Raw genomic sequence first — 19,167 nt, 5'->3', positions numbered from 1 at the left:
GGTGCGTGCCACGCACGCACCGTGAGACAAAAAGGAACCAGAGATGGGCAAGGAAAAGTTCAACCGCGCGAAGCCGCACTGCAACATCGGCACGATCGGTCACGTCGACCACGGCAAGACGACACTGACGGCGGCGCTGACGAAGTCGTTCGGCGAGTTCAAGGCCTACGACCAGATCGACGCGGCACCCGAAGAGAAGGCGCGCGGGATCACGATCTCGACGGCGCACGTCGAGTACGAGACGGCCAAGCGCCACTATGCGCACGTCGACTGCCCGGGCCACGCCGACTACGTCAAGAACATGATCACGGGCGCCGCGCAGATGGACGGCGCGATCCTGGTGGTGAACGCGGCCGACGGCCCGATGCCGCAGACGCGCGAGCACATCCTTCTGGCGCGCCAAGTCGGCGTTCCGGCGCTGGTCGTCTACCTGAACAAGGTCGACCAGGTCGATGATGCCGAGCTTCTGGAGCTTGTCGAGATGGAAGTGCGCGAGCTTCTGTCGGCCTACGACTATCCGGGCGACGACATCCCGATCATCGCGGGTTCGGCTCTGGCCGCTCTCGAGGACCGCGATCCCGAGATCGGGGTCGAGTCGATCAAGAAGCTGATGGATGCGGTGGACGAGTACATCCCGCAGCCCGAGCGCGCGATCGACCTGCCGTTCCTGATGCCGATCGAGGACGTGTTCTCGATCTCTGGCCGTGGCACCGTCGTGACGGGCCGGGTCGAGCGCGGCGTGGTGAACGTGGGCGACGAGCTCGAGATCGTGGGGCTGAAGGCGACGCAGAAGACGACCTGCACGGGCGTCGAGATGTTCCGCAAGCTTCTCGACCGCGGGGAGGCCGGCGACAACATCGGCGCGCTGCTGCGCGGCATCGACCGCGAGGCGGTGGAGCGCGGGCAGGTTCTGTGCAAGCCGGGTTCGGTGAAGCCGCACACGAAGTTCGAGTGCGAGGTCTACATCCTGACGAAGGACGAGGGCGGCCGTCACACGCCGTTCTTCGCGAACTACCGCCCGCAGTTCTACTTCCGCACGACGGACGTGACCGGGACGGTGGAGCTTCCGTCGGGGACCGAGATGGTGATGCCGGGCGACAACCTGAAGTTCACGGTCGAGCTGATCGCGCCGATCGCGATGGAAGACGGCCTGCGCTTCGCCATCCGCGAAGGCGGCCGCACCGTCGGTTCGGGCGTCGTCTCGAAGATCCTCGCGTAAGGCTATCGCATGGGTGTCCCGGACCATGTCCGGGCTCCCTCGCTGACACATGGTTCGACGTGGCGCCCCCGGAGAGGCCGGGGGCTCCACCTCTCAACAGAAGGAAAAGACAATGGCTATCGCCAGTCAGACCATCCGCATCAGGCTGAAGGCCTTCGACTACCGCGTCCTGGATGCCTCGACGCAGGAAATCGTCAATACCGCAAAGCGGACCGGCGCCCAGGTGCGCGGGCCCATCCCGATGCCGAACAAGATCGAGAAGTTCACCGTTCTCCGCGGTCCGCACATCGACAAGAAGTCGCGCGACCAGTACGAGATCCGGACGCACAAGCGTCTTCTCGACATCATTGACCCGACGCCGCAGACCGTGGACGCGCTGATGAAGCTCGACCTCGCCGCCGGCGTCGACGTCCAGATTTCCGTCTGAGGAGGGCACGACCATGCTGCGCTCCGGCGTTATCGCAAAGAAGGTGGGCATGACCCGCCTGTTCATGGAAGACGGCCGCCAGATCCCGGTGACCGTGCTTCAACTCGACGGTCTCCAGGTCGTCGCCAACCGCACGCCCGAGAAGGACGGCTATTCGGCTGTTCAGCTTGGCGCCGGCACGGCGAAGGCCAAGCGGACCTCCCAGGCCATGCGCGGCGTCTTTTCCGCCGCCAAGGTCGAGCCCAAGCGCAAGATCGCGGAATTCCGGGTCGATCCGGACAACCTGATCGACGTGGGCGAGGAGATCACCGCGAACCACTACTTCGAGGGCCAGTTCGTCGACGTGTCCGGCACGTCGATCGGCAAGGGCTTCGCGGGCGCCATGAAGCGGCACAACTTCGGCGGCCTTCGGGCGTCGCACGGCGTGTCGATCAGCCACCGCTCGCACGGCTCGACCGGCCAGTGCCAGGACCCCGGACGGGTGTTCAAGGGCAAGAAGATGGCCGGTCACATGGGCGCCGCCCGCGTGACCACGCAGAACCTGCAAGTCGTCCGGACCGACGCCGACCGTGGCCTGATCATGGTCAAGGGCGCCGTTCCGGGCTCGAAGGGCGGCTGGGTGACCATCAAGGACGCGGTCAAGAAGCCCGTTCCCGACAACGTGATCCTGCCGGCAGCACTGAAGTCCGCCGCTGAGGAAGCTGCGAAGGCCGCCGAGGCCGCCGCAGCAGCGGCTGCCGCCGAAGCCGAAGCCGAGGCCAAGCGCCTGGCCGAGGAGCAGGCGGCGCAGGAAGCCGCCGCGCTGGCCGATGCCGAAGCCTCGATCGCTTCGGAAAACGACACCGATGACCAGGCTCAGCCCGAGGGCGATGCCGAGAAGAAGGACGGTGAGGAATGAAACTCGACGTGATCAAACTGGACGGCGGGAAGGCCGGCTCGGTCGATCTGGGCGATGAGATCTTCGGTCTCGAACCCCGCGCCGACATCCTTCACCGCGTCGTCCGCTGGCAGCGTGCAAAAGCCCAGCAGGGCACGCACAGCGTGAAGGGCCGGTCCGAGGTCAGCTATTCGACCAAGAAGATCTATCGCCAGAAGGGTACCGGCGGCGCACGCCACGGCTCGCGCAAGGCGCCGATCTTCCGAAAGGGCGGCGTCTACAAGGGCCCGACCCCGCGCAGCCATGCTCATGAGCTGACGAAGAAGTTCCGGGTTCTGGGTCTGAAGCACGCGCTGTCGTCGAAGGCCGCGACCGGCAACCTCGTCATCCTCGACGCGGCGACGGCCGAGGGCAAGACGGGTGCGCTGGCCAAGCAGGTCCGCGACCTCGGCTGGAAGCGCACGCTGATCATCGATGGGGCCGCAGTGGACGAGGGCTTTGCCCGCGCCGCCGCCAACCTGAACGGCATCGACGTCCTGCCCATCATGGGCGCGAACGTCTACGACATCCTCCGCAGTGACACGCTGGTGATCACCAAGGCGGGCGTCGAAGCTCTGGAGGCTCGTCTGAAATGAGCGTGAAGACCGAACATTACGACGTGATCCGCAAGCCGTTGATCACCGAGAAATCGACGATGGCGTCCGAGTACAACGCCGTCGTCTTCGAGGTGGCCATCGACTCGACCAAGCCACAGATCAAGGAGGCTGTCGAAGGTCTCTTCGGTGTGAAGGTGAAAGCCGTCAACACCTCGATCTCGAAGGGCAAGGTCAAGCGGTTCCGCGGTCGCCTCGGCACCCGGAAGGACGTTAAGAAGGCCTATGTCACGCTCGAAGAGGGCAACACGATCGACGTGACGACCGGTCTCTGAGGTTTGGCGGGGAACCTCCGCCAGAGACAATCCCCGAGGCCCCGCTCCGGCGGGGCCTTGTCGTTTGCGCGAGAGCTCCGGCTACTGTCCGATGACGATCCGGCGAGGCATTATGCGCGGCTCGTCCTCCGGGGCGTCTGATGACAGGGCACTGTCCGCGATGCCCGCGAGCGTCATCCTGAGCTCTTCGGGCGACACCGAGTCGAACAGGAACACGAACCCCGTCAGCACGCAGGCATAGGCCACCACGCGCGTGGGCCAGGGGGCGGTGCGGCGCGCAGGGCGGTGGTCCGCCCTGTCGGTGGCGGTGCGGAGCGGCGGACCGGACACCGGGCAGTCGGGGTCGGCCGCCGGATCGGGCAGCAGCCCGAGATGCGCCTCGCGTTCGCGCAGTTCGCGCTCATTCCGGCGATTGATCCGCTCGATCCAGTTTGTTTCGCTGGTCGTGCGCGCGATCTTGGGCTCAGGACGGCTGCCCGGCGCGTCGGCACTCCCGACATCCGGGCGGAGGGTATGCGCCGTGACCGATGTCTCGCCGGTCGAGTCGCGGTTGAACTCCTCGACCCAGTCCGGCTTCGAGGGCTTCTCCGGCGGACGCGGGATGGCGGCAGCGACCTCGATTTGGGCCGTCCGGCCCTTGCTGACTTCCTTGTTGGTTTCCTCGACAAGGCGCGTGAGCGAGCGTTCGAACGCGAGGCTGACGTCCGTCTTCGACACGCGCGGGACCGACTTCACCAGCACGTCCGACCCTGCAGCGGAGTCCGCGATGAGGCCCCTCCACTGCGCCGCCGATTTGAGCCGGTCGCTCGGATGGACCTGCATGGCGCGGTCGATGGCCTCGAGGAAGGCGGTGTCATAGCCCGCGACGCGTCCGGCCAGCGGCTTGCAGGGATCGGACTTGCGGCCCGCCAGTTCGATAAGCCGCATCTGGCTGTGGGGTGGAGGTTCGCCACTGAGAAGGTGATAGAAGCTTGCCGCCAGCGCATAGAGGTCGCTCGAAGGCGATTGCCGGCTGCCTTCGACATAGAATTCCTGGGGCGAGTAGCCGTCCTTGACGACAAGAAGCGACGACACCGCACGGGTCTGCCGGCTTGCCTCGCCGCGCGCTGCGCCGAAGTCGATCAGCACCGGGGCGCCCGACGCTTCGATGATGATGTTGTCGGGCGAGATGTCACGGTGCAGAAGATCCAGCGTGTGGACCTCTTCGACGGCGTCGAGGAGCTTCAGCAGGATGTCGCGTATGCGCGCGGGCGACAGATCCGGGCCATCCGGGTGGATGAAATCGGCCAGCTCCGCGCCCTCGATCAGGTCGAGCACCATGTAGGCGGTGCCGAACTCCTCGAACGCGCCGTGGACGCCCACGATGTTCGGGTGCCGCAACCGGGCAAGGCTTCGCGCCTCGCGCATGAACATGGACACGATCTGGTGGAAAGGCTGCGCATAGGAGTGACTGCGCACGACGACCGAATTCCGCTCGCGCATGCAGAAGTCGTAGGGGAAGCACTCTTTGAGAACGACCGTTCGCCCGAGAACGTTGTCCTGGGCGGTATATGTTATCCCAAAGCCACCGGCACCGAGATGCCCTTTAATCGTGAACTGACCATCTGATAACACCGCGCCTACTGGCAGCGCATACTCGGCGAAGGCGGCCTCCGTGGCTGCGTTGGCGACCATGCCAGTCAACACCCCGAGGTCCGATTGTCCTTTCCGAGTCTTTTCGTCCGAAAATGTGACTTCATTGAGATGATTGTGGGACGAAGATGCGGAGTGACGCCTGCGCCGGCGGCTCTTGCCACCCATCCCCATCCCTGCTACCCACCCGCATCTCAAGTCGCCCCGGATTCGTCCGGGGTGCGCTTTTTTGGGGAAACCCAATCTCAACCGGGGACCTACGGGGCCCTATACCCCGGCCCGCCCGACTTAGACCGGTGGGCCCATACATAGCGGGGCGCCAAGCCCTGCAAAGCTGACGGAAGACAGAAAGCATGGCACTCAAGTCGTATAAACCGACGACGCCTGGCCAGCGCGGGCTGGTTCTGATCGACCGTTCGGAGCTTTGGAAAGGACGCCCGGTCAAGGCCCTCACCGAGGGACTGACCAAGAAAGGCGGCCGGAACAACACCGGACGGATCACGATGCGCCGCAAAGGCGGCGGGGCGAAGCGGCTGTACCGCATCGTCGACTTCAAGCGTGGCAAGCGCGACATGGACGCCGTCGTGGCGCGGATCGAATACGATCCCAACCGCACCGCCTTCATCGCGCTGATCCAGTACACCGACGGTGAGCAAGCCTATATCCTCGCGCCGCAGCGCCTGGGCGTCGGCGACAAGATCGTCGCGGGCGTCAAGGTCGACGTGAAGCCTGGCAACGCGATGCCCTTCACCGGAATGCCCATCGGCACCATCGTCCACAACATCGAGCTGAAGCCCGGCAAGGGCGGCCAGATCGCGCGCGCCGCGGGCACCTACGCCCAGTTCGTCGGCCGTGACGGCGGCTATGCCCAGATCCGGCTCTCCTCGGGCGAGCTTCGCCTCGTGCGCCAGGAATGCATGGCGACCGTGGGCGCGGTGTCGAACCCCGACAACTCGAACCAGAACCTCGGCAAGGCCGGACGCAACCGCCACTACGGCAAGCGTCCCTCGGTCCGCGGTGTCGCGATGAACCCGATCGACCACCCGCACGGCGGCGGCGAAGGCCGCACCTCGGGCGGCCGGACGCCGGTCACGCCCTGGGGCAAGGACACCAAGGGCCGCAAGACCCGGAACAAGAACAAGGCGTCGCAGAAGCTGATCATCCGCTCGCGCAATGCCAGGAAAGGCCGCTAATCCATGTCACGTTCTGTTTGGAAGGGCCCCTTCGTCGACGCCTACGTGCTGAAGAAAGCCGAGAAGTCGCGGGAATCGGGCCGCAATGAAGTCATCAAGATTTGGTCGCGCCGTTCGACCATCCTGCCGCAATTCGTCGGCCTCACCTTCGGCGTCTACAATGGCCAGAAGCACATCCCGGTGAACGTCTCCGAGGACATGATTGGCCAGAAGTTCGGTGAATACGCGCCGACGCGGACCTACTACGGTCACGCGGCCGACAAGAAAGCGAAGAGGAAGTAAGCCATGAGCAAGGAAAAGAATCCTCGCCGCGTGGCGGACAACGAGGCGATGGCGAAGACGCGCATGCTGCGCACCTCGCCGCAGAAGCTGAACCTGGTGGCGGCGATGATCCGCGGCAAGAAGGTGGAAAAGGCCCTGTCGGACCTGACCTTCTCGAAGCGCCGCATCGCGGGCGACGTGAAGAAGTGCCTTCAGTCCGCCATCGCCAACGCCGAGAACAACCACAACCTGGACGTGGACGAGCTGGTCGTGGCGGAAGCCTACGTCGGCAAGAACCTCGTGATGAAGCGCGGCCGTCCGCGGGCGCGGGGCCGGTTCGGCCGGATCAACAAGCCGTTCTCTGAACTCACCATCAAGGTCCGCCAGGTCGAGGAGCAAGCCTAATGGGTCACAAGGTAAACCCCGTCGGGATGCGGCTTCAGGTCAACCGGACCTGGGACAGCCGCTGGTACGCCGACACGAAGGAATACGGCGATCTTCTTCTTGAGGACATCGCCATGCGCAAGTTCATCAAGGAAGAGTGCAAGCAGGCCGGCATCAGCCGCGTGATCATCGAACGTCCGCACCGCAAGTGCCGCGTCACGATCCACACGGCCCGCCCGGGCGTCATCATCGGCAAGAAGGGCGCGGACATCGAGACGCTCCGCAAGAAGCTTGCCAAGATGACCGACAGCGACCTGCACCTGAACATCGTCGAGGTCCGGAAGCCCGAACTCGATTCCGCGCTGGTGGCCGAATCCATCGCCCAGCAGCTCGAGCGTCGCGTGTCTTTCCGCCGCGCGATGAAGCGGTCGGTGCAGAACGCGATGCGCATGGGTGCCCTCGGCATTCGCGTCAACGTCGCGGGCCGCCTCGGCGGCGCCGAGATCGCGCGGACCGAATGGTACCGCGAGGGTCGCGTGCCGCTGCACACGCTGCGCGCCGACATCGACTATGCCCTTGCCGAGGCGAAGACGCCTTACGGCATCATCGGAATCAAGGTCTGGATCTTCAAGGGCGAGATCATGGACCACGATCCGCAGGCCCGCGACCGGCGCCAGCAGGAGTTGCAGGAGGGCCCCGCCCCCCGTGGCGCCGGCGGCGGACGTCGCGACCGCGACCGCTAGGGAGTGAAAGAAGATGCTGCAACCAAAGCGCACCAAGTTCCGCAAGGCCCACAAGGGCCGCATCCACGGCGAGGCCAAGGGCGGGTCTGACCTGTCCTTCGGCACCTACGGCCTGAAGGCTCTCGAGCCCGAGCGGGTCACAGCCCGCCAGATCGAAGCCGCGCGCCGCGCCATGACGCGTCACATGAAGCGTCAGGGCAAGGTCTGGATCCGGATCTTCCCCGACACCCCGATCTCGGCCAAGCCGATCGAGGTCCGGATGGGCAAGGGCAAGGGCTCGGTCGACCGCTGGGCCTGCAAGGTCAAGCCGGGCCGCGTCATGTTCGAACTCGACGGCGTCAACGACGCCATCGCGCGCGAAGCCCTGCGCCTCGCCGCGATGAAGCTGCCGATCAAGACCAGGACGATCGCTCGGGAAGACTGGTGACGGCGGCTTCGCCGCCGCATGCGGTGTAGCGAGAAATCGAAGATTTCTCGCGGGCCGCACCCGGTTGAGGAAGAATGGCAGGGCGGGGTTCACCCCGCCCTTTCCTTTTGGCGTGAGGGATTCATCCCTCGAGATTCCCGAACGATCGAGAAACATGTATTGTCACATGATGTTCGATCCAGCCGCGGTCCTTGTTGAGGTCCTGGATCCTGTGGATAAGGAGCAGGGCCATTGAACCCAAAGATACTTTTCGCGCTGGCTCTTATCGCCCTGCTACCCGCTGCTGGCACTCTGTCGGCGCTTTCACCAAGCCTCAAGGAGACGAGTGCGACTGGCATCCCCATGGATGCCGAGGAGTACAGGTCCGTCACGAGCGACCGGCAGGTGCAGGACCTTGTTGAAAGGGAAATTCTACGTCGAGCAGCCAGTGCCCGTGATTTCAATGCAGATCAACTCGCTTCGGACTTTGAGGGCCTTGGCGATGATTTCAGCACGATAAGTGTGGAGGGCGGAGGGCCTGATGGCAGAGATGGATTGGTGTTTAAGGTCGACAACTCAGATCGCCTGATCGGGTTAGTTCGCGTTCCTGGCGGGCCGGACGGGACTTTCAGGGCAATAATAGCATACGATGAAGATAAAGTTATGATGATTAATATAGACGGGATGTGGCGTTCGCTGAAATTCGACTAGCAGGATGGATCGCCCAGGCACTTTGCCATAACACCGGATATCAGCACATCGCGGGACAAGGTGGCTACGACGACTTAGGCGAAGGTACTGTCAACGCACCCGAGGTCTGCTAAACCCGGCCCATGACCACCCGCAGCCTCTTCGCCACCCGCCTCTACCATTCCCGCCTGACCGGCATCGACCCGGCCGAGCTGGAAGCCTCCTGCCTCTCCATCGCAGGCGACGACGAGGCCGGCCAGGCGTGGTGCGAGGCCGAGGGCTATCCCGGCTACACCAGCTACGCGAGCCTCAGCGACCTTCCCTGGCGCTTCCCGATCTTCGCCGACGTGGTCAAGGACCTCGACCGCCACGTCGCGGTTTTCGCCGAGGAACTGGCCTTCGACCTCGGCGGCGGCAAGCTGGTGCTCGAGGATATCTGGATCAACATCCTGCCCGAGGGCGGCATCCACACCGCGCACATCCACCCGCACAGCGTCATCTCGGGCACGACCTATGTCGCCATGCCCGAGGGCGCCTCCGCTCTGAAATTGGAGGACCCGCGCCTGCCGATGATGATGGCGGCTCCGCCCCGCCGGAAGGACGCGCCCGAGGACCTGAAGACCTTCGTCTACGTCAGGCCGCAGGTCGGCGACGTCCTCCTCTGGGAAAGCTGGCTGCGCCACGAGGTGCCGATGAACATGTCCGAGGACGAGCGCATCAGCGTCAGCTTCAACTACCGCTGGGACAGCTAGGCGTAACGCCCTTCGCAAAAGCGCGAAACAGGGCTTGCCTTCCAAGACGATGCCCTTTAGACGGCAGCCTTCACCTAAGGACCTCCACCGGAATCGGGGTGACGCGGACAGCGGCCCGCCGGTGATGTTGAAAGGAAGAAGGCGATGAACGCCAAGGAACTGCGGGACAAGACTCCCGACCAGCTTCGCGACGAGTTGGCCAAACTGAAGAAGGAGGCGTTCAACCTCCGCTTCCAGCAGGCCACCAACCAGCTCGAAAGCACCGCGCGGATGCGCCAGGTGCGCCGCAACGTTGCGCGCGTGAAGACCATACTGAACCAGAAGGCGGCCGCAGCCGCCGCGTCGGAGGCCTGAGCCCATGCCCAAGCGTATCCTTCAAGGCGTCGTCACCTCGAACGCCAACGCCCAGACCGTCACCGTGTCGGTCGAGCGTCGCTTCAAGCATCCGCTCCTCCACAAGACGGTCCGGAAATCCAAGAAGTATCGCGCACACGACGCGAATGACCAATTCAAGGTGGGCGACATGGTTCGCATCCAGGAATGTGCCCCCATCTCGAAGACCAAGCGCTGGGAGGTGATCGCCGAATAAGGCGCTCACCCTCCACACATATCGAAACCCCGGGGTCGATGTCCTGACAAGGCGGCTCCGGAAGTCGGGAGAAACCAAATGATCCAGATGCAGACCAATCTGGATGTCGCTGACAACTCCGGCGCCCGCCGGGTTCAGTGCATCAAGGTCCTGGGTGGTTCGCACCGCCGCTATGCGTCGGTCGGAGACATCATCGTCGTCTCCGTCAAGGAAGCCATCCCGCGCGGCCGCGTGAAGAAGGGCGACGTCCGCAAGGCCGTCGTCGTGCGCACCGCCAAGGAAGTCCGCCGCGAGGACGGCACGTCGATCCGTTTCGATCGCAACGCCGCCGTCATCCTCAACAACCAGAACGAGCCCGTCGGCACCCGTATCTTCGGGCCGGTCGTGCGCGAACTGCGGGCGAAGAACTTCATGAAGATCATCTCGCTCGCCCCGGAGGTGCTGTAAGATGGCCGCTAAACTCAAGAAGGGCGACAAGGTCGTCGTGCTGGCCGGCAAGGACAAGGGCAAGGAGGGTGAGATCACCCGCGTCATGCCCAAGGACAACAAGGCCATCGTCGACGGCGTGAACATCGCCATCCGCCACGTCCGCCAGAGCCCGAACAGCCAGGGCGGCCGCCAGCCTAAAGCGATGCCGATCGACCTGTCGAACCTGGCGCTGCTCGACGGCAACGGCAAGGCGACCCGCGTCGGCTTCAAGGTCGAGGACGGCAAGAAGGTCCGCTTCGCCAAGACCACGGGAGATGCGATCTGATGCTCGACACCGCTCAATACACCCCGCGCCTCAAGGCACACTACCGGGACACCGTCCGGCCGGCTCTGAAGGAGGAGTTTGGCTACAAGAACGACATGCAGATCCCGCGCCTCGAGAAGATCGTCCTGAACATCGGCGCCGGAACCGAGGCCGTTCGCGACTCGAAGAAAGCCAAGTCGGCCGCCGACGACCTCACGACCATCACCGGTCAAAGGGCCGTCATCACCAAGGCCAAGAAGTCGATCGCCGGCTTCCGGGTCCGCGAGGGGATGCCCCTCGGCGCCAAGGTGACGCTTCGCGGCGACAGGATGTACGACTTCTTCGACCGCCTGATCACCGTCGCCCTTCCGCGCGTCCGCGACTTCCGCGGCGTGAAGGGTTCGTCGTTCGACGGCCGCGGCAACTATGCCATGGGCCTGAAAGAGCACATCGTGTTCCCCGAGATCGACTTCGACAAGGTCGACGAGGTCTGGGGCATGGACATCATCATCTGCACCGACGCCAAGTCGGATGCGGAAGCCAAGGCGCTGTTGAAGCTTTTCAACATGCCGTTCAACAGCTGAGCCTGGGAGAATAGAGACATGGCAAAGAAATCCATGATCGAACGCGAAAAGAAGCGCCAGCGCCTGGTCGAGCAATACGCCGCCAAGCGCGCGTCTCTGAAAGCGATCGTCAGTGACCAGTCGAAATCCGTCGAAGAGCGCTTCAAGGCCAGCCTCAAGCTGGCCGACCTACCGCGCAACTCGTCGGCGACGCGCCTGCACAACCGCTGCCAGCTCACGGGGCGTCCGCACGCCTACTACCGCAAGCTGAAAATGTCGCGGATCGCGCTGCGGGAACTGGGCCAGCAGGGCCAGATCCCCGGCCTGGTCAAGTCGAGCTGGTAAGGAGGAGATGAAATGAACGATCCTCTCGGCGATATGCTGACCCGCATCCGGAACGCCCAGATGCGCGGCAAATCAACCACCGTCACCCCGGCCTCCAAGCTGCGGAAGTGGGTGCTCGACGTCCTTGCGGACGAGGGCTACATCCGCGGCTACGAAGAGACCACCGACACCAAGGGCCACCCGGCCATCGAGATCTCCCTCAAGTACTACGAGGGTCAGCCCGTCATTCGCGAGCTGAAGCGCGTCTCGAAGCCCGGCCGCCGCGTGTACATGTCCGTCAGCGACATCCCGCAGGTGCGTCAGGGTCTGGGTGTCTCCATCGTCTCCACGCCCCGCGGCGTGATGTCGGATGCGTCGGCTCGCCATGCCAATGTCGGCGGCGAAGTCCTCTGCACCGTGTTCTGAGGAGAGCGCAATGTCTCGTATCGGCAAGAAACCGGTCGCGCTGCCGTCAGGGGTCGAAGCTTCGATCTCGGGCCAGACGGTGACCGTCAAGGGTCCGAAGGGCCAGCGCCAGTTCACGGCGACCGACGACGTCAGCCTCGTCGTCGAGGATGGGGCGGTCAACGTGACCCCTCGCGGCACGTCCAAGCGGGCGCGTCAGCAGTGGGGCATGTCCCGCACCATGGTCGCCAACCTCGTGACCGGCGTCACCACGGGCTTCAAGCGTGAGCTCGAGATCAACGGCGTGGGCTATCGGGCCCAGGCCCAGGGCAGCAAGCTGACCCTGAACCTCGGCTACAGCCACGACGTCAACTTCGAGGTGCCGGAGGGTGTGACCGTCACGACCCCGAAGCTCACCGAGATCGTCGTCGAGGGAACCGACCAGCAGCTCGTCGGCCAGGTCGCGGCCAATATCCGCGAATGGCGTGGTCCCGAGCCCTACAAGGGCAAGGGGATCAAGTACAAGGACGAGTACATCTTCCGCAAGGAAGGCAAGAAGAAGTAAGGACCGGACACATGGCACTTTCCAAGAGAGAGCTGTTCCTGAAGCGCCGCCTGCGCGTCCGGAACAAACTTCGCGCGGTCAACACCGGCAAGCCGCGGCTGTCGGTTCACCGCTCGAACAAGAACATCAGCGTCCAGCTCATCGACGACGTCGAAGGCCGGACCCTGGCGTCGGCCTCGTCGCTCGAGAAGGATCTGGGCGTCGTCGGCAAGAACAACGTGGATGCCGCGGCCAAGGTCGGCCAGGCCATCGCCGAGCGCGCCAAGAAGGCGGGCATCGACGCGGCCTATTTCGACCGGGGCGGCTTCCTGTTCCACGGCAAGGTCAAGGCGCTGGCGGAAGCCGCGCGCGAAGCCGGGCTGAAGATCTGAACGGTGCGGCGGGCTGAAGCCCGTCTTGCCGGCACTGTAGGGCGGGGGTTTGCCGCGCCTTCGATGACCCGGGCCTTCGGGCACCGAGGTTGGACCAACCGGGCGACACGCCCACGACTTTGAAGGAGGCCGGATGGCCAGAGAACAGCAGAACAGGGGCCAGCGCCGCGACCGCGACGAGACCCCGGAATTCGCCGACCGCCTGGTCGCCATCAACCGCGTTTCGAAGACCGTCAAGGGCGGCAAGCGCTTCGGTTTCGCCGCGCTCGTCGTCGTGGGCGACCAGAAGGGCCGCGTCGGCTTCGGCAAGGGCAAGGCCAAGGAGGTCCCCGAGGCCATCCGCAAGGCCACCGAGCAGGCCAAGCGCCAGATGATCCGCGTTCCCCTGCGGGAAGGCCGGACGCTGCACCACGACATCGAGGGCCGCCACGGCGCGGGCCGCGTCGTGATGCGCACCGCAGCCCAGGGTACCGGCATCATCGCCGGCGGCCCGATGCGTGCCGTCTTCGAGATGGTGGGAATGCACGACGTCGTCGCCAAGTCGATTGGTTCGCAGAACCCCTACAACATGATCCGCGCCACGATGAACGGCCTCCAGAAGGAAGCCTCGCCGCGCTCGGTCGCGCAGCGTCGCGGCAAGAAGGTCGCCGACATCCTGCCGAAACGCGAGGATGCCACCGAATCCTCCAGCCTTGTCGCAGAGGAGGCGTAAATCATGGCCAAGACCATCGTCATCAAGCAGATCGGCTCGCCGATCCGCCGCCCCGACGTCCAGCAGCGCACGCTGATCGGGCTCGGGCTGAACAAGATGCACCGCACCCGCGAGCTCGAGGATACGCCCTCGGTGCGCGGCATGGTGAACTCGATCCCGCACCTCGTCGAGATCGTCGAAGAGCGCGGCTGACGCCTCTCGTCTCTCTAACGCCCAAAGGCCCGCGCCATTCCCGGCGCGGGCCTTTTCCGTTGAGGGTAAGGGGTCAGTTGCCGTTGCGGTTCAGCGAGAAGTCTCCGGTCTGCGTCTCGCCGCCGAAGCTGCCACCCAAAACGCCCGCCGCCTGTGAGGCGTCCGCGCCATAGAGCGCGCCGAAGAAGTCCAACGACCCCGCAAAGCTGTCCGACGTCAGCGCGATGGTCCCGTTGATCCGGCTTCCGTCGAGGGTGCCGCTGACAGCGCCGTCCACGCCGCCCATTCCCGCGAAGGCGCCCGTGAGGCCGCCGCCCACGGCGCCGCTGCCGAAGTCGATGGTCACCTTCAAGGCGCCGTTGCCTCCGTTGGTGGACCAGGACCCGTTATAGTGCGCCTCGTCGGCAGGCAGGCTGTCGCCCGGCGTTTCCAGGCCGTAGACCGCGCTTTGGCCGTTCAGCAGAGCGGACGTGTTGGCCGCGCCCTTCCAGCCGACCGTCAGCGTTCCGCCATCGCCCGTCCAGGTGCCGCCGTTCGCGTTCTTCGACGTCCGCGTGCTCCAGGCGGTCTCGGCGCCGCCGTCGAGCGAGACATAGACGGTCTTCCCGTCCTCGCTCAGCCGAAGCCTGAGTTCACCGATCGAGCCGTCGGCGCGGGTGTAGAAGCCCGAGAGGCCATCGCCCATCATCGCCGACTTGTTCGTCAGGGAGCCGTCCGAGTAGATCGGGGCGTAAAGGCTGCCGCCGGACGTTCCGCCGCCCGAGCCTTCTCCACCCGACCCGCCCGGGCCTTCGCTCTCGGACCCGCCGGAGCCGGAGCCCACGGACCCGCCGCCAGACGAGCCGCCAGACCCGCTCGGCGGCGTGCCGACGCTGCTGCCACCGCCAAAGAACTTGGTCGAGATATCTCCGCAGCCGGCAAGAAGAAGGGGAAGGGCGATCAGGATCAGGGGTTTGACTGACATCGGTACACACTCTCATTGAAACTCGGGACGGGCTCATACAACCGTGACGAGCAGTCGAAAGTTTGAATTAACTTTGTCTTAACCATGATTTCTGGTGCGGGCGTCCGATGTGACCCCGACGGCACGGCCGCGGGCAACGGCGTCAAGATGCGCAGGATTGGTCCCTCTTCCGCCACAATCGGTGCAGAGTGTCCGGGGCATTAACGAACCGGACCGACCATGCCGCCCCTGAACGATCTCCTTCTGGTGACGACGGTCATTCTCGTCGTCCTGGCGCCGATGAACGCCAGTTTCCTGCAGTGCTGGGCGGATCGCGCGCGCGCAGGCAACACGGCCGTCCCGCAGGGCCGCTCGCAGTGCGACGGATGCGGCAGGACGCTGTCCACCATCGACCTCGTTCCGATCCTGTCCTGGCTCTGGAATCGTGGCCGCGCGCGCTGCTGCGGAGAAAAGCTGCACCCCACGCTTCTCTATTCCGAGCTTCTGATTCTCGTCATCGCCCTCTGGGGCGCGGTGGTCGTGCCCTGGCCGCTCAAGATTCCGACAGTGCTGCTCGCATCCGGGCTTCAGGCGGTCGTCCTGCTGACGGGGCCGCATCCGAAGGCGGCGCGGGGCTTTACCGGCGCGCTGACCGTCCTGGGGCTCGGCATCGCCGCCTTCTTCCTCGACGCGCCTCTTGCCGTCCATGCGGGCGCGACGCTCCTCGGCCTTGCGCTCTGGGTCGCCGCGCGGCTGCAAAGGGCCGTGGCGCCCGACGCGCTGTTCCTCCTTCTGCCCGCGGGCGCCCTTACGGGCTTCTGGGGCCTTGCCCTGACGGGCTTCATCGCCATCCCTCTGGCCTTTGCGTTCCGCGCCCTCAAGCCCCTCGCCTATCCCGCCGACCAGCGCCGCCCGGTCATGCCGGGCGAGGCTGTGGTGATGGGCCTCGCCGCCGCGCTCTGGCTCGTCTGGCTCTATTTCATCGCCGTCTGAGTTCGGGCTTGAACGGCGCCGGACCCTGATCTATACGCCCCCGATCAATCAAAAAACGCCGTGGCCGTCCCATCTTCGCTTCGGGGGCGCGTCCGGCTCGAAAGGAAGCGACATGAAACTGAACCAACTCCGGGACAACCCCGGCGCCGCCCCCAAGAAAAAACGCATCGCCCGTGGCCCTGGCTCGGGCAAGGGCAAGACCGCCGGGCGCGGCATCAAGGGCCAATCGTCCCGCTCGGGCGTGGCGATCAACGGCTACGAGGGCGGCCAGATGCCGCTCTATCAGCGTCTTCCGAAGCGCGGCTTCAACAAGCCGAACCGCAAGAAGTACGCCGTGGTCAACCTGGGTCTGATCCAGAAATTCATCGACGCGGGCAAGCTCGGATCCGAGATCACCGAGACCGAGCTGGTCGACTCGGGTCTCGTCCGGCGCAAGCTCGACGGCGTACGCGTCCTCAGCAAGGGCGAGTTCTCGTCCAAGGCCACCATCACCGTCACCGGCGCGTCGAAGTCCGCGATCGAAGCGGTCGAGAAGGCCGGCGGCTCACTGACGGTCACGGCTCAGTCGGCTGACGCGTAAACGGCTTGTGGGCGGCTTCCCCGCCGCTTACATGACCTGCAGTTTTCCACGCCGCCGACCGGGAAACGGTCCGGCGGCGTTTGCACATGGAAGGGCCCTCGCATGGCATCCGCAGCAGAGCAAATGGCAGCCAACACCAGTTGGGGCATGCTTGGGAAGGCGACCGAGCTACGCCAGAGACTTCTGTTCACGATCGGTCTTCTGATCGTCTATCGCCTCGGCACCTACATCCCGGTTCCCGGCATCGACGGCAGCGCCCTGCGCGAATTCATGGACGGGGCAGCGGGCGGCATCGCGGGCGTCCTCGGCATGTTCACCGGCGGCGCCCTGTCGCGGATGGGCATCTTCGCCCTGGGCATCATGCCATACATCTCGGCCTCGATCATCATCCAGCTCCTCGCCTCGACCTGGGGCCCCCTGACGCAGCTGAAGAAGGAAGGCGAGCAGGGGCGTCGCAAGATCACGCAGTACACACGCTACGGCACCGTCCTTCTGGCGACCGTGCAGGCCTACGGCCTCGCCGCGTCGATGGAGGCGGGCGACCTCGTCACCGATCCGGGCTGGTTCTTCCGCATCTCGACCATGGTGACCCTGGTCGGCGGCACCATGTTCCTGATGTGGCTCGGCGAGCAGATCACCGCCCGCGGCGTGGGCAACGGCATCTCGCTCATCATCTACGTCGGTATCGTGGCCGAGCTTCCCGGCGTCTTCGCCCAGTTCTTCGCCCAGGGCCGCGCCGGCGCGCTGTCGACGGGCGTGATCCTCGGCATCCTCGCCATGATCCTGGTGACGCTCGTCTTCGTGGTGTTCATGGAGCGATCCCTGCGCAAGATCCACATCCAGTACCCGCGCCGCCAGGTCGGCATGAAGGTCTATGACGGTCAGTCCTCGCACCTGCCGATCAAGGTGAACCCGGCTGGCGTCATCCCGGCGATCTTCGCCTCGTCGCTCCTGCTCCTGCCGACCACGCTCGCGACCTTCTCAGGCTCGCAGGCCGGCCCGATCATGAGCTGGATCCTCGCCTACTTCGGCCCCGGTCAGCCGCTGTACCTTCTGTTCTTCGCGTCGATGATCATCTTCTTCACCTACTTCTACACCCTCAACGTGGCCTTCAAGCCCGACGAGGTGGCCGAGAACCTGAAGAACCAGAACGGCTTCATCCCCGGCATCCGCCCCGGCAAGAAGACCGAGGAATACCTCGAGTACGTCGTCCGCCGCATCCTCGTCCTCGGCAGCGCCTACCTCGCGCTGGTCTGTCTCCTGCCCGAGATCGTCCGCGGCAATTTGGCCATCACCGCCTACTTTGGCGGAACCTCGATTCTGATTATTGTCTCGGTCGGAATGGACTTCATCCAGCAGGTCCAGTCGCACCTTCTCGCACACCAGTACGAGAACCTGATCGAGAAATCCCAGTTGCGCGGCAAGAAACGCGGCGGGAAAGCCAAGGGGACGGCCAGACGATGAACATCATACTGCTGGGGCCGCCAGGCGCCGGGAAGGGAACCCAGGCGCGGCGGCTCGAGGAAGGGCGCGGCATGGTCCAGCTCTCGACCGGCGACATGCTGCGCGACGCCCGCACCTCGGGCACCGAGATGGGTCAGCGCGTCGCCGCGATCATGGACGCGGGCGAGCTTGTCACCGACGAGATCGTCATCGGCCTGATCGAGGAAAAGCTGAAGACCTCCCACGGCAGCGGTTTCATCTTCGACGGCTTCCCCCGCACGCTGGCCCAGGCCGACGCACTGGGCGAGCTGCTGGAGGCGAACGGGCAGGAGCTGGACGCAGTCATCGAGATGCGCGTCGACGACGCCGAGCTCGTCCAGCGGATCACCGCGCGATCGACCTGCGCCACCTGCGGCGAAGTCTACAACGACGCGACGAAGCCGATCCCCGAGGACGGCAAGTGCTCGAACTGCGGCGGGACGGAATTCAAGCGCCGCGCCGACGACAACGCCGAAAGCCTCAAGACCCGGCTCATGGAATACTACAAGAAGACCTCGCCGCTGATCGGCTACTACTACGCCAAGGGCGACCTGCGCACCGTCGACGGTCTGGGCGAGATCGACGAGGTGGCCAAGGCGATATCAATGGTTCTCGACGCCTGAGGCGTAACCGTCGGCATCGGATTGCGAAGGGGTGAAGAAGGGACTTGACACAAGTCGTTCCGCACCCCTTGACCCTACCGGCGCGAGCGCATAGTTACCGCCATCTCAACTGAGAATCATATGCAAGCCCGGTGGCATCATCGCTCCGGGCTTACGTTGTGAAAAAAGGGCCTGGTATGACGGGCCCGCAACGAAAGGACATACGACGTGGCACGTATTGCCGGCGTGAACATCCCGACTGCGAAGCGGGTTCCGATCGCCCTCACCTACATCACCGGAATCGGCCCCTCTTCCGCCAGGGAGATCTGCGAGGCCGTCAAGATCGAACCCAGCCGTCGCGTGAACGAGCTGTCGGATGCCGAGGTCCTTGCGATCCGCGAGCATATCGACGCCAACTTCACCGTCGAGGGTGACCTGCGCCGCGAGACGCAGATGAACATCAAGCGCCTGATGGACCTCGGCTGCTATCGCGGCCTGCGCCATCGTCGCAACCTTCCCGTGCGCGGTCAGCGTACACATACCAATGCGCGCACGCGCAAAGGTCCGGCGAAAGCTATCGCCGGCAAGAAGAAATAAGGAA

The 19,167-nt window shown here is 64.8% G+C and carries 30 protein-coding genes; 28 read left to right on the top strand and 2 right to left on the bottom strand.

Features of this window, described 5'->3' with window-relative positions; genetic code table 11:
• The first annotated feature begins 43 nt into the window (after nt 1–43).
• From tuf to EF888_RS20280, 5 genes are all read left to right on the top strand, one after another.
• On the top strand, nt 44–1,219 hold the full coding sequence (gene tuf, locus EF888_RS20300; protein ID WP_126918621.1) for an elongation factor Tu: 1,176 nt from the start codon (nt 44–46) through the stop codon (nt 1,217–1,219).
• A 118-nt stretch (nt 1,220–1,337) separates the two neighbouring features.
• Nucleotides 1,338–1,646 carry a 30S ribosomal protein S10 gene (gene rpsJ / locus EF888_RS20295; RefSeq protein WP_109760496.1) on the top strand — a complete coding sequence of 103 codons (309 nt, stop codon included), beginning with the start codon at nt 1,338–1,340 and terminating at the stop codon, nt 1,644–1,646.
• A 13-nt stretch (nt 1,647–1,659) separates the two neighbouring features.
• Nucleotides 1,660–2,544, top strand: coding sequence for a 50S ribosomal protein L3 (rplC, locus tag EF888_RS20290; RefSeq protein WP_109760323.1), 885 nt, complete (start codon nt 1,660–1,662; stop codon nt 2,542–2,544).
• Nucleotides 2,541–3,158 (top strand): 50S ribosomal protein L4, encoded by a 618-nt coding sequence (rplD, locus tag EF888_RS20285; protein ID WP_109760324.1) that lies wholly within the window; start codon nt 2,541–2,543, stop codon nt 3,156–3,158. The genes rplC and rplD overlap by 4 nt, the downstream gene beginning before the upstream one ends.
• Entirely contained in the window at nt 3,155–3,451 is a 297-nt protein-coding gene (locus tag EF888_RS20280; protein ID WP_109760325.1) for a 50S ribosomal protein L23, read from the top strand. The genes rplD and EF888_RS20280 overlap by 4 nt, the downstream gene beginning before the upstream one ends.
• Before the next feature lie 81 nt (nt 3,452–3,532).
• Here the strand turns inward: EF888_RS20280 and EF888_RS20275 are convergent, their stop codons facing one another.
• Nucleotides 3,533–5,125, bottom strand: coding sequence for a serine/threonine protein kinase (locus EF888_RS20275; protein WP_164721771.1), 1,593 nt, complete (start codon nt 5,123–5,125; stop codon nt 3,533–3,535).
• Between the two features lie 311 nt (nt 5,126–5,436).
• Between EF888_RS20275 and rplB the strand changes: the two genes are divergently transcribed.
• From rplB to rpmD, 18 genes are all read left to right on the top strand, one after another.
• A complete protein-coding gene (gene rplB, locus EF888_RS20270; protein ID WP_109760327.1) occupies nt 5,437–6,276 on the top strand; it encodes a 50S ribosomal protein L2 in 840 nt (279 codons plus the stop codon).
• A 3-nt stretch (nt 6,277–6,279) separates the two neighbouring features.
• Nucleotides 6,280–6,558: a 30S ribosomal protein S19 gene (gene rpsS / locus EF888_RS20265; protein WP_109760328.1), complete on the top strand. Its 279-nt coding sequence runs from the start codon at nt 6,280–6,282 to the stop codon at nt 6,556–6,558.
• A 3-nt stretch (nt 6,559–6,561) separates the two neighbouring features.
• Complete coding sequence (rplV, locus tag EF888_RS20260) at nt 6,562–6,942, top strand: 50S ribosomal protein L22 (protein WP_109760329.1); 381 nt, start codon at nt 6,562–6,564, stop codon at nt 6,940–6,942.
• Nucleotides 6,942–7,664 carry a 30S ribosomal protein S3 gene (rpsC, locus tag EF888_RS20255; protein ID WP_109760330.1) on the top strand — a complete coding sequence of 241 codons (723 nt, stop codon included), beginning with the start codon at nt 6,942–6,944 and terminating at the stop codon, nt 7,662–7,664. Before rplV ends, rpsC begins: the two co-directional genes overlap by 1 nt.
• Before the next feature lie 13 nt (nt 7,665–7,677).
• Complete coding sequence (gene rplP / locus EF888_RS20250) at nt 7,678–8,091, top strand: 50S ribosomal protein L16 (RefSeq protein WP_109760331.1); 414 nt, start codon at nt 7,678–7,680, stop codon at nt 8,089–8,091.
• A 231-nt stretch (nt 8,092–8,322) separates the two neighbouring features.
• The gene (locus tag EF888_RS20245; RefSeq protein ID WP_109760332.1) at nt 8,323–8,781 is read left to right on the top strand and encodes a hypothetical protein; all 459 of its coding nucleotides are present in this window, start codon (nt 8,323–8,325) and stop codon (nt 8,779–8,781) included.
• 122 nt (nt 8,782–8,903) lie between these two features.
• Nucleotides 8,904–9,512 carry a 2OG-Fe(II) oxygenase family protein gene (locus EF888_RS20240; protein ID WP_109760333.1) on the top strand — a complete coding sequence of 203 codons (609 nt, stop codon included), beginning with the start codon at nt 8,904–8,906 and terminating at the stop codon, nt 9,510–9,512.
• Between the two features lie 144 nt (nt 9,513–9,656).
• Nucleotides 9,657–9,866 carry a 50S ribosomal protein L29 gene (gene rpmC / locus EF888_RS20235; RefSeq protein ID WP_109760334.1) on the top strand — a complete coding sequence of 70 codons (210 nt, stop codon included), beginning with the start codon at nt 9,657–9,659 and terminating at the stop codon, nt 9,864–9,866.
• 4 nt (nt 9,867–9,870) lie between these two features.
• Nucleotides 9,871–10,101 (top strand): 30S ribosomal protein S17, encoded by a 231-nt coding sequence (rpsQ, locus tag EF888_RS20230; RefSeq protein ID WP_109760335.1) that lies wholly within the window; start codon nt 9,871–9,873, stop codon nt 10,099–10,101.
• Between the two features lie 78 nt (nt 10,102–10,179).
• A complete protein-coding gene (gene rplN / locus EF888_RS20225; protein WP_109760336.1) occupies nt 10,180–10,548 on the top strand; it encodes a 50S ribosomal protein L14 in 369 nt (122 codons plus the stop codon).
• Between the two features lies 1 nt (nt 10,549).
• Nucleotides 10,550–10,855, top strand: coding sequence for a 50S ribosomal protein L24 (gene rplX, locus EF888_RS20220; protein WP_109760337.1), 306 nt, complete (start codon nt 10,550–10,552; stop codon nt 10,853–10,855).
• Nucleotides 10,855–11,418, top strand: a complete 564-nt coding sequence (gene rplE / locus EF888_RS20215; protein WP_109760338.1) for a 50S ribosomal protein L5 — start codon at nt 10,855–10,857, stop codon at nt 11,416–11,418. Before rplX ends, rplE begins: the two co-directional genes overlap by 1 nt.
• 18 nt (nt 11,419–11,436) lie before the next feature.
• A complete protein-coding gene (gene rpsN, locus EF888_RS20210; RefSeq protein WP_109760339.1) occupies nt 11,437–11,742 on the top strand; it encodes a 30S ribosomal protein S14 in 306 nt (101 codons plus the stop codon).
• A gap of 12 nt (nt 11,743–11,754) precedes the next feature.
• The gene (gene rpsH, locus EF888_RS20205; RefSeq protein ID WP_109760340.1) at nt 11,755–12,147 is read left to right on the top strand and encodes a 30S ribosomal protein S8; all 393 of its coding nucleotides are present in this window, start codon (nt 11,755–11,757) and stop codon (nt 12,145–12,147) included.
• A 10-nt stretch (nt 12,148–12,157) separates the two neighbouring features.
• Complete coding sequence (rplF, locus tag EF888_RS20200) at nt 12,158–12,691, top strand: 50S ribosomal protein L6 (protein ID WP_109760341.1); 534 nt, start codon at nt 12,158–12,160, stop codon at nt 12,689–12,691.
• Nucleotides 12,692–12,702: 11 nt separating this feature from the next.
• Nucleotides 12,703–13,062 (top strand): 50S ribosomal protein L18, encoded by a 360-nt coding sequence (rplR, locus tag EF888_RS20195; protein WP_109760342.1) that lies wholly within the window; start codon nt 12,703–12,705, stop codon nt 13,060–13,062.
• Nucleotides 13,063–13,195: 133 nt separating this feature from the next.
• Nucleotides 13,196–13,774, top strand: coding sequence for a 30S ribosomal protein S5 (gene rpsE / locus EF888_RS20190; RefSeq protein ID WP_109760343.1), 579 nt, complete (start codon nt 13,196–13,198; stop codon nt 13,772–13,774).
• A gap of 3 nt (nt 13,775–13,777) precedes the next feature.
• On the top strand, nt 13,778–13,966 hold the full coding sequence (gene rpmD, locus EF888_RS20185) for a 50S ribosomal protein L30 (RefSeq protein WP_109760344.1): 189 nt from the start codon (nt 13,778–13,780) through the stop codon (nt 13,964–13,966).
• A gap of 73 nt (nt 13,967–14,039) precedes the next feature.
• Here the strand turns inward: rpmD and EF888_RS20180 are convergent, their stop codons facing one another.
• The gene (locus EF888_RS20180) at nt 14,040–14,930 is read right to left on the bottom strand and encodes a hypothetical protein (protein ID WP_109760345.1); all 891 of its coding nucleotides are present in this window, start codon (nt 14,928–14,930) and stop codon (nt 14,040–14,042) included.
• A 219-nt stretch (nt 14,931–15,149) separates the two neighbouring features.
• Between EF888_RS20180 and EF888_RS20175 the strand changes: the two genes are divergently transcribed.
• From EF888_RS20175 to rpsM, 5 genes are all read left to right on the top strand, one after another.
• Nucleotides 15,150–15,902, top strand: a complete 753-nt coding sequence (locus EF888_RS20175; protein ID WP_109760346.1) for a prepilin peptidase — start codon at nt 15,150–15,152, stop codon at nt 15,900–15,902.
• A 112-nt stretch (nt 15,903–16,014) separates the two neighbouring features.
• Nucleotides 16,015–16,482 carry a 50S ribosomal protein L15 gene (rplO, locus tag EF888_RS20170; RefSeq protein WP_109760347.1) on the top strand — a complete coding sequence of 156 codons (468 nt, stop codon included), beginning with the start codon at nt 16,015–16,017 and terminating at the stop codon, nt 16,480–16,482.
• 102 nt (nt 16,483–16,584) lie between these two features.
• Nucleotides 16,585–17,946: a preprotein translocase subunit SecY gene (gene secY / locus EF888_RS20165; protein WP_109760348.1), complete on the top strand. Its 1,362-nt coding sequence runs from the start codon at nt 16,585–16,587 to the stop codon at nt 17,944–17,946.
• Nucleotides 17,943–18,587, top strand: coding sequence for an adenylate kinase (locus EF888_RS20160; protein ID WP_109760349.1), 645 nt, complete (start codon nt 17,943–17,945; stop codon nt 18,585–18,587). Before secY ends, EF888_RS20160 begins: the two co-directional genes overlap by 4 nt.
• A 207-nt stretch (nt 18,588–18,794) precedes the next feature.
• Nucleotides 18,795–19,163, top strand: coding sequence for a 30S ribosomal protein S13 (gene rpsM, locus EF888_RS20155; protein WP_109760350.1), 369 nt, complete (start codon nt 18,795–18,797; stop codon nt 19,161–19,163).
• The last annotated feature ends 4 nt before the right edge of the window (nt 19,164–19,167 follow it).

It is taken from the genome of Silicimonas algicola, assembly GCF_003970735.1.
Classification (GTDB): Bacteria; Pseudomonadota; Alphaproteobacteria; order Rhodobacterales; family Rhodobacteraceae; genus Silicimonas; species Silicimonas algicola.
This window is presented reverse-complemented; position numbering and strand designations above follow the sequence as displayed.

Excerpts from the sequence above, each read along its gene's own strand:
- tuf (WP_126918621.1), top strand. The coding sequence starts at position 44 with ATGGGCAAGGAAAAGTTCAACCGCGCGAAGCCGCACTGCAACATCGGC.
- rplC (WP_109760323.1), top strand. The coding sequence starts at position 1,660 with ATGCTGCGCTCCGGCGTTATCGCAAAGAAGGTGGGCATGACCCGCCTG.
- rplD (WP_109760324.1), top strand. The coding sequence starts at position 2,541 with ATGAAACTCGACGTGATCAAACTGGACGGCGGGAAGGCCGGCTCGGTC.
- EF888_RS20280 (WP_109760325.1), top strand. The coding sequence starts at position 3,155 with ATGAGCGTGAAGACCGAACATTACGACGTGATCCGCAAGCCGTTGATC.
- EF888_RS20275 (WP_164721771.1), bottom strand. The coding sequence starts at position 5,125 with ATGGTCGCCAACGCAGCCACGGAGGCCGCCTTCGCCGAGTATGCGCTG.
- rplB (WP_109760327.1), top strand. The coding sequence starts at position 5,437 with ATGGCACTCAAGTCGTATAAACCGACGACGCCTGGCCAGCGCGGGCTG.
- rpsS (WP_109760328.1), top strand. The coding sequence starts at position 6,280 with ATGTCACGTTCTGTTTGGAAGGGCCCCTTCGTCGACGCCTACGTGCTG.
- rplV (WP_109760329.1), top strand. The coding sequence starts at position 6,562 with ATGAGCAAGGAAAAGAATCCTCGCCGCGTGGCGGACAACGAGGCGATG.
- rpsC (WP_109760330.1), top strand. The coding sequence starts at position 6,942 with ATGGGTCACAAGGTAAACCCCGTCGGGATGCGGCTTCAGGTCAACCGG.
- rplP (WP_109760331.1), top strand. The coding sequence starts at position 7,678 with ATGCTGCAACCAAAGCGCACCAAGTTCCGCAAGGCCCACAAGGGCCGC.
- EF888_RS20240 (WP_109760333.1), top strand. The coding sequence starts at position 8,904 with ATGACCACCCGCAGCCTCTTCGCCACCCGCCTCTACCATTCCCGCCTG.
- rpmC (WP_109760334.1), top strand. The coding sequence starts at position 9,657 with ATGAACGCCAAGGAACTGCGGGACAAGACTCCCGACCAGCTTCGCGAC.
- rpsQ (WP_109760335.1), top strand. The coding sequence starts at position 9,871 with ATGCCCAAGCGTATCCTTCAAGGCGTCGTCACCTCGAACGCCAACGCC.
- rplN (WP_109760336.1), top strand. The coding sequence starts at position 10,180 with ATGATCCAGATGCAGACCAATCTGGATGTCGCTGACAACTCCGGCGCC.
- rplX (WP_109760337.1), top strand. The coding sequence starts at position 10,550 with ATGGCCGCTAAACTCAAGAAGGGCGACAAGGTCGTCGTGCTGGCCGGC.
- rplE (WP_109760338.1), top strand. The coding sequence starts at position 10,855 with ATGCTCGACACCGCTCAATACACCCCGCGCCTCAAGGCACACTACCGG.
- rpsN (WP_109760339.1), top strand. The coding sequence starts at position 11,437 with ATGGCAAAGAAATCCATGATCGAACGCGAAAAGAAGCGCCAGCGCCTG.
- rpsH (WP_109760340.1), top strand. The coding sequence starts at position 11,755 with ATGAACGATCCTCTCGGCGATATGCTGACCCGCATCCGGAACGCCCAG.
- rplF (WP_109760341.1), top strand. The coding sequence starts at position 12,158 with ATGTCTCGTATCGGCAAGAAACCGGTCGCGCTGCCGTCAGGGGTCGAA.
- rplR (WP_109760342.1), top strand. The coding sequence starts at position 12,703 with ATGGCACTTTCCAAGAGAGAGCTGTTCCTGAAGCGCCGCCTGCGCGTC.
- rpsE (WP_109760343.1), top strand. The coding sequence starts at position 13,196 with ATGGCCAGAGAACAGCAGAACAGGGGCCAGCGCCGCGACCGCGACGAG.
- rpmD (WP_109760344.1), top strand. The coding sequence starts at position 13,778 with ATGGCCAAGACCATCGTCATCAAGCAGATCGGCTCGCCGATCCGCCGC.
- EF888_RS20180 (WP_109760345.1), bottom strand. The coding sequence starts at position 14,930 with ATGTCAGTCAAACCCCTGATCCTGATCGCCCTTCCCCTTCTTCTTGCC.
- EF888_RS20175 (WP_109760346.1), top strand. The coding sequence starts at position 15,150 with ATGCCGCCCCTGAACGATCTCCTTCTGGTGACGACGGTCATTCTCGTC.
- rplO (WP_109760347.1), top strand. The coding sequence starts at position 16,015 with ATGAAACTGAACCAACTCCGGGACAACCCCGGCGCCGCCCCCAAGAAA.
- secY (WP_109760348.1), top strand. The coding sequence starts at position 16,585 with ATGGCATCCGCAGCAGAGCAAATGGCAGCCAACACCAGTTGGGGCATG.
- EF888_RS20160 (WP_109760349.1), top strand. The coding sequence starts at position 17,943 with ATGAACATCATACTGCTGGGGCCGCCAGGCGCCGGGAAGGGAACCCAG.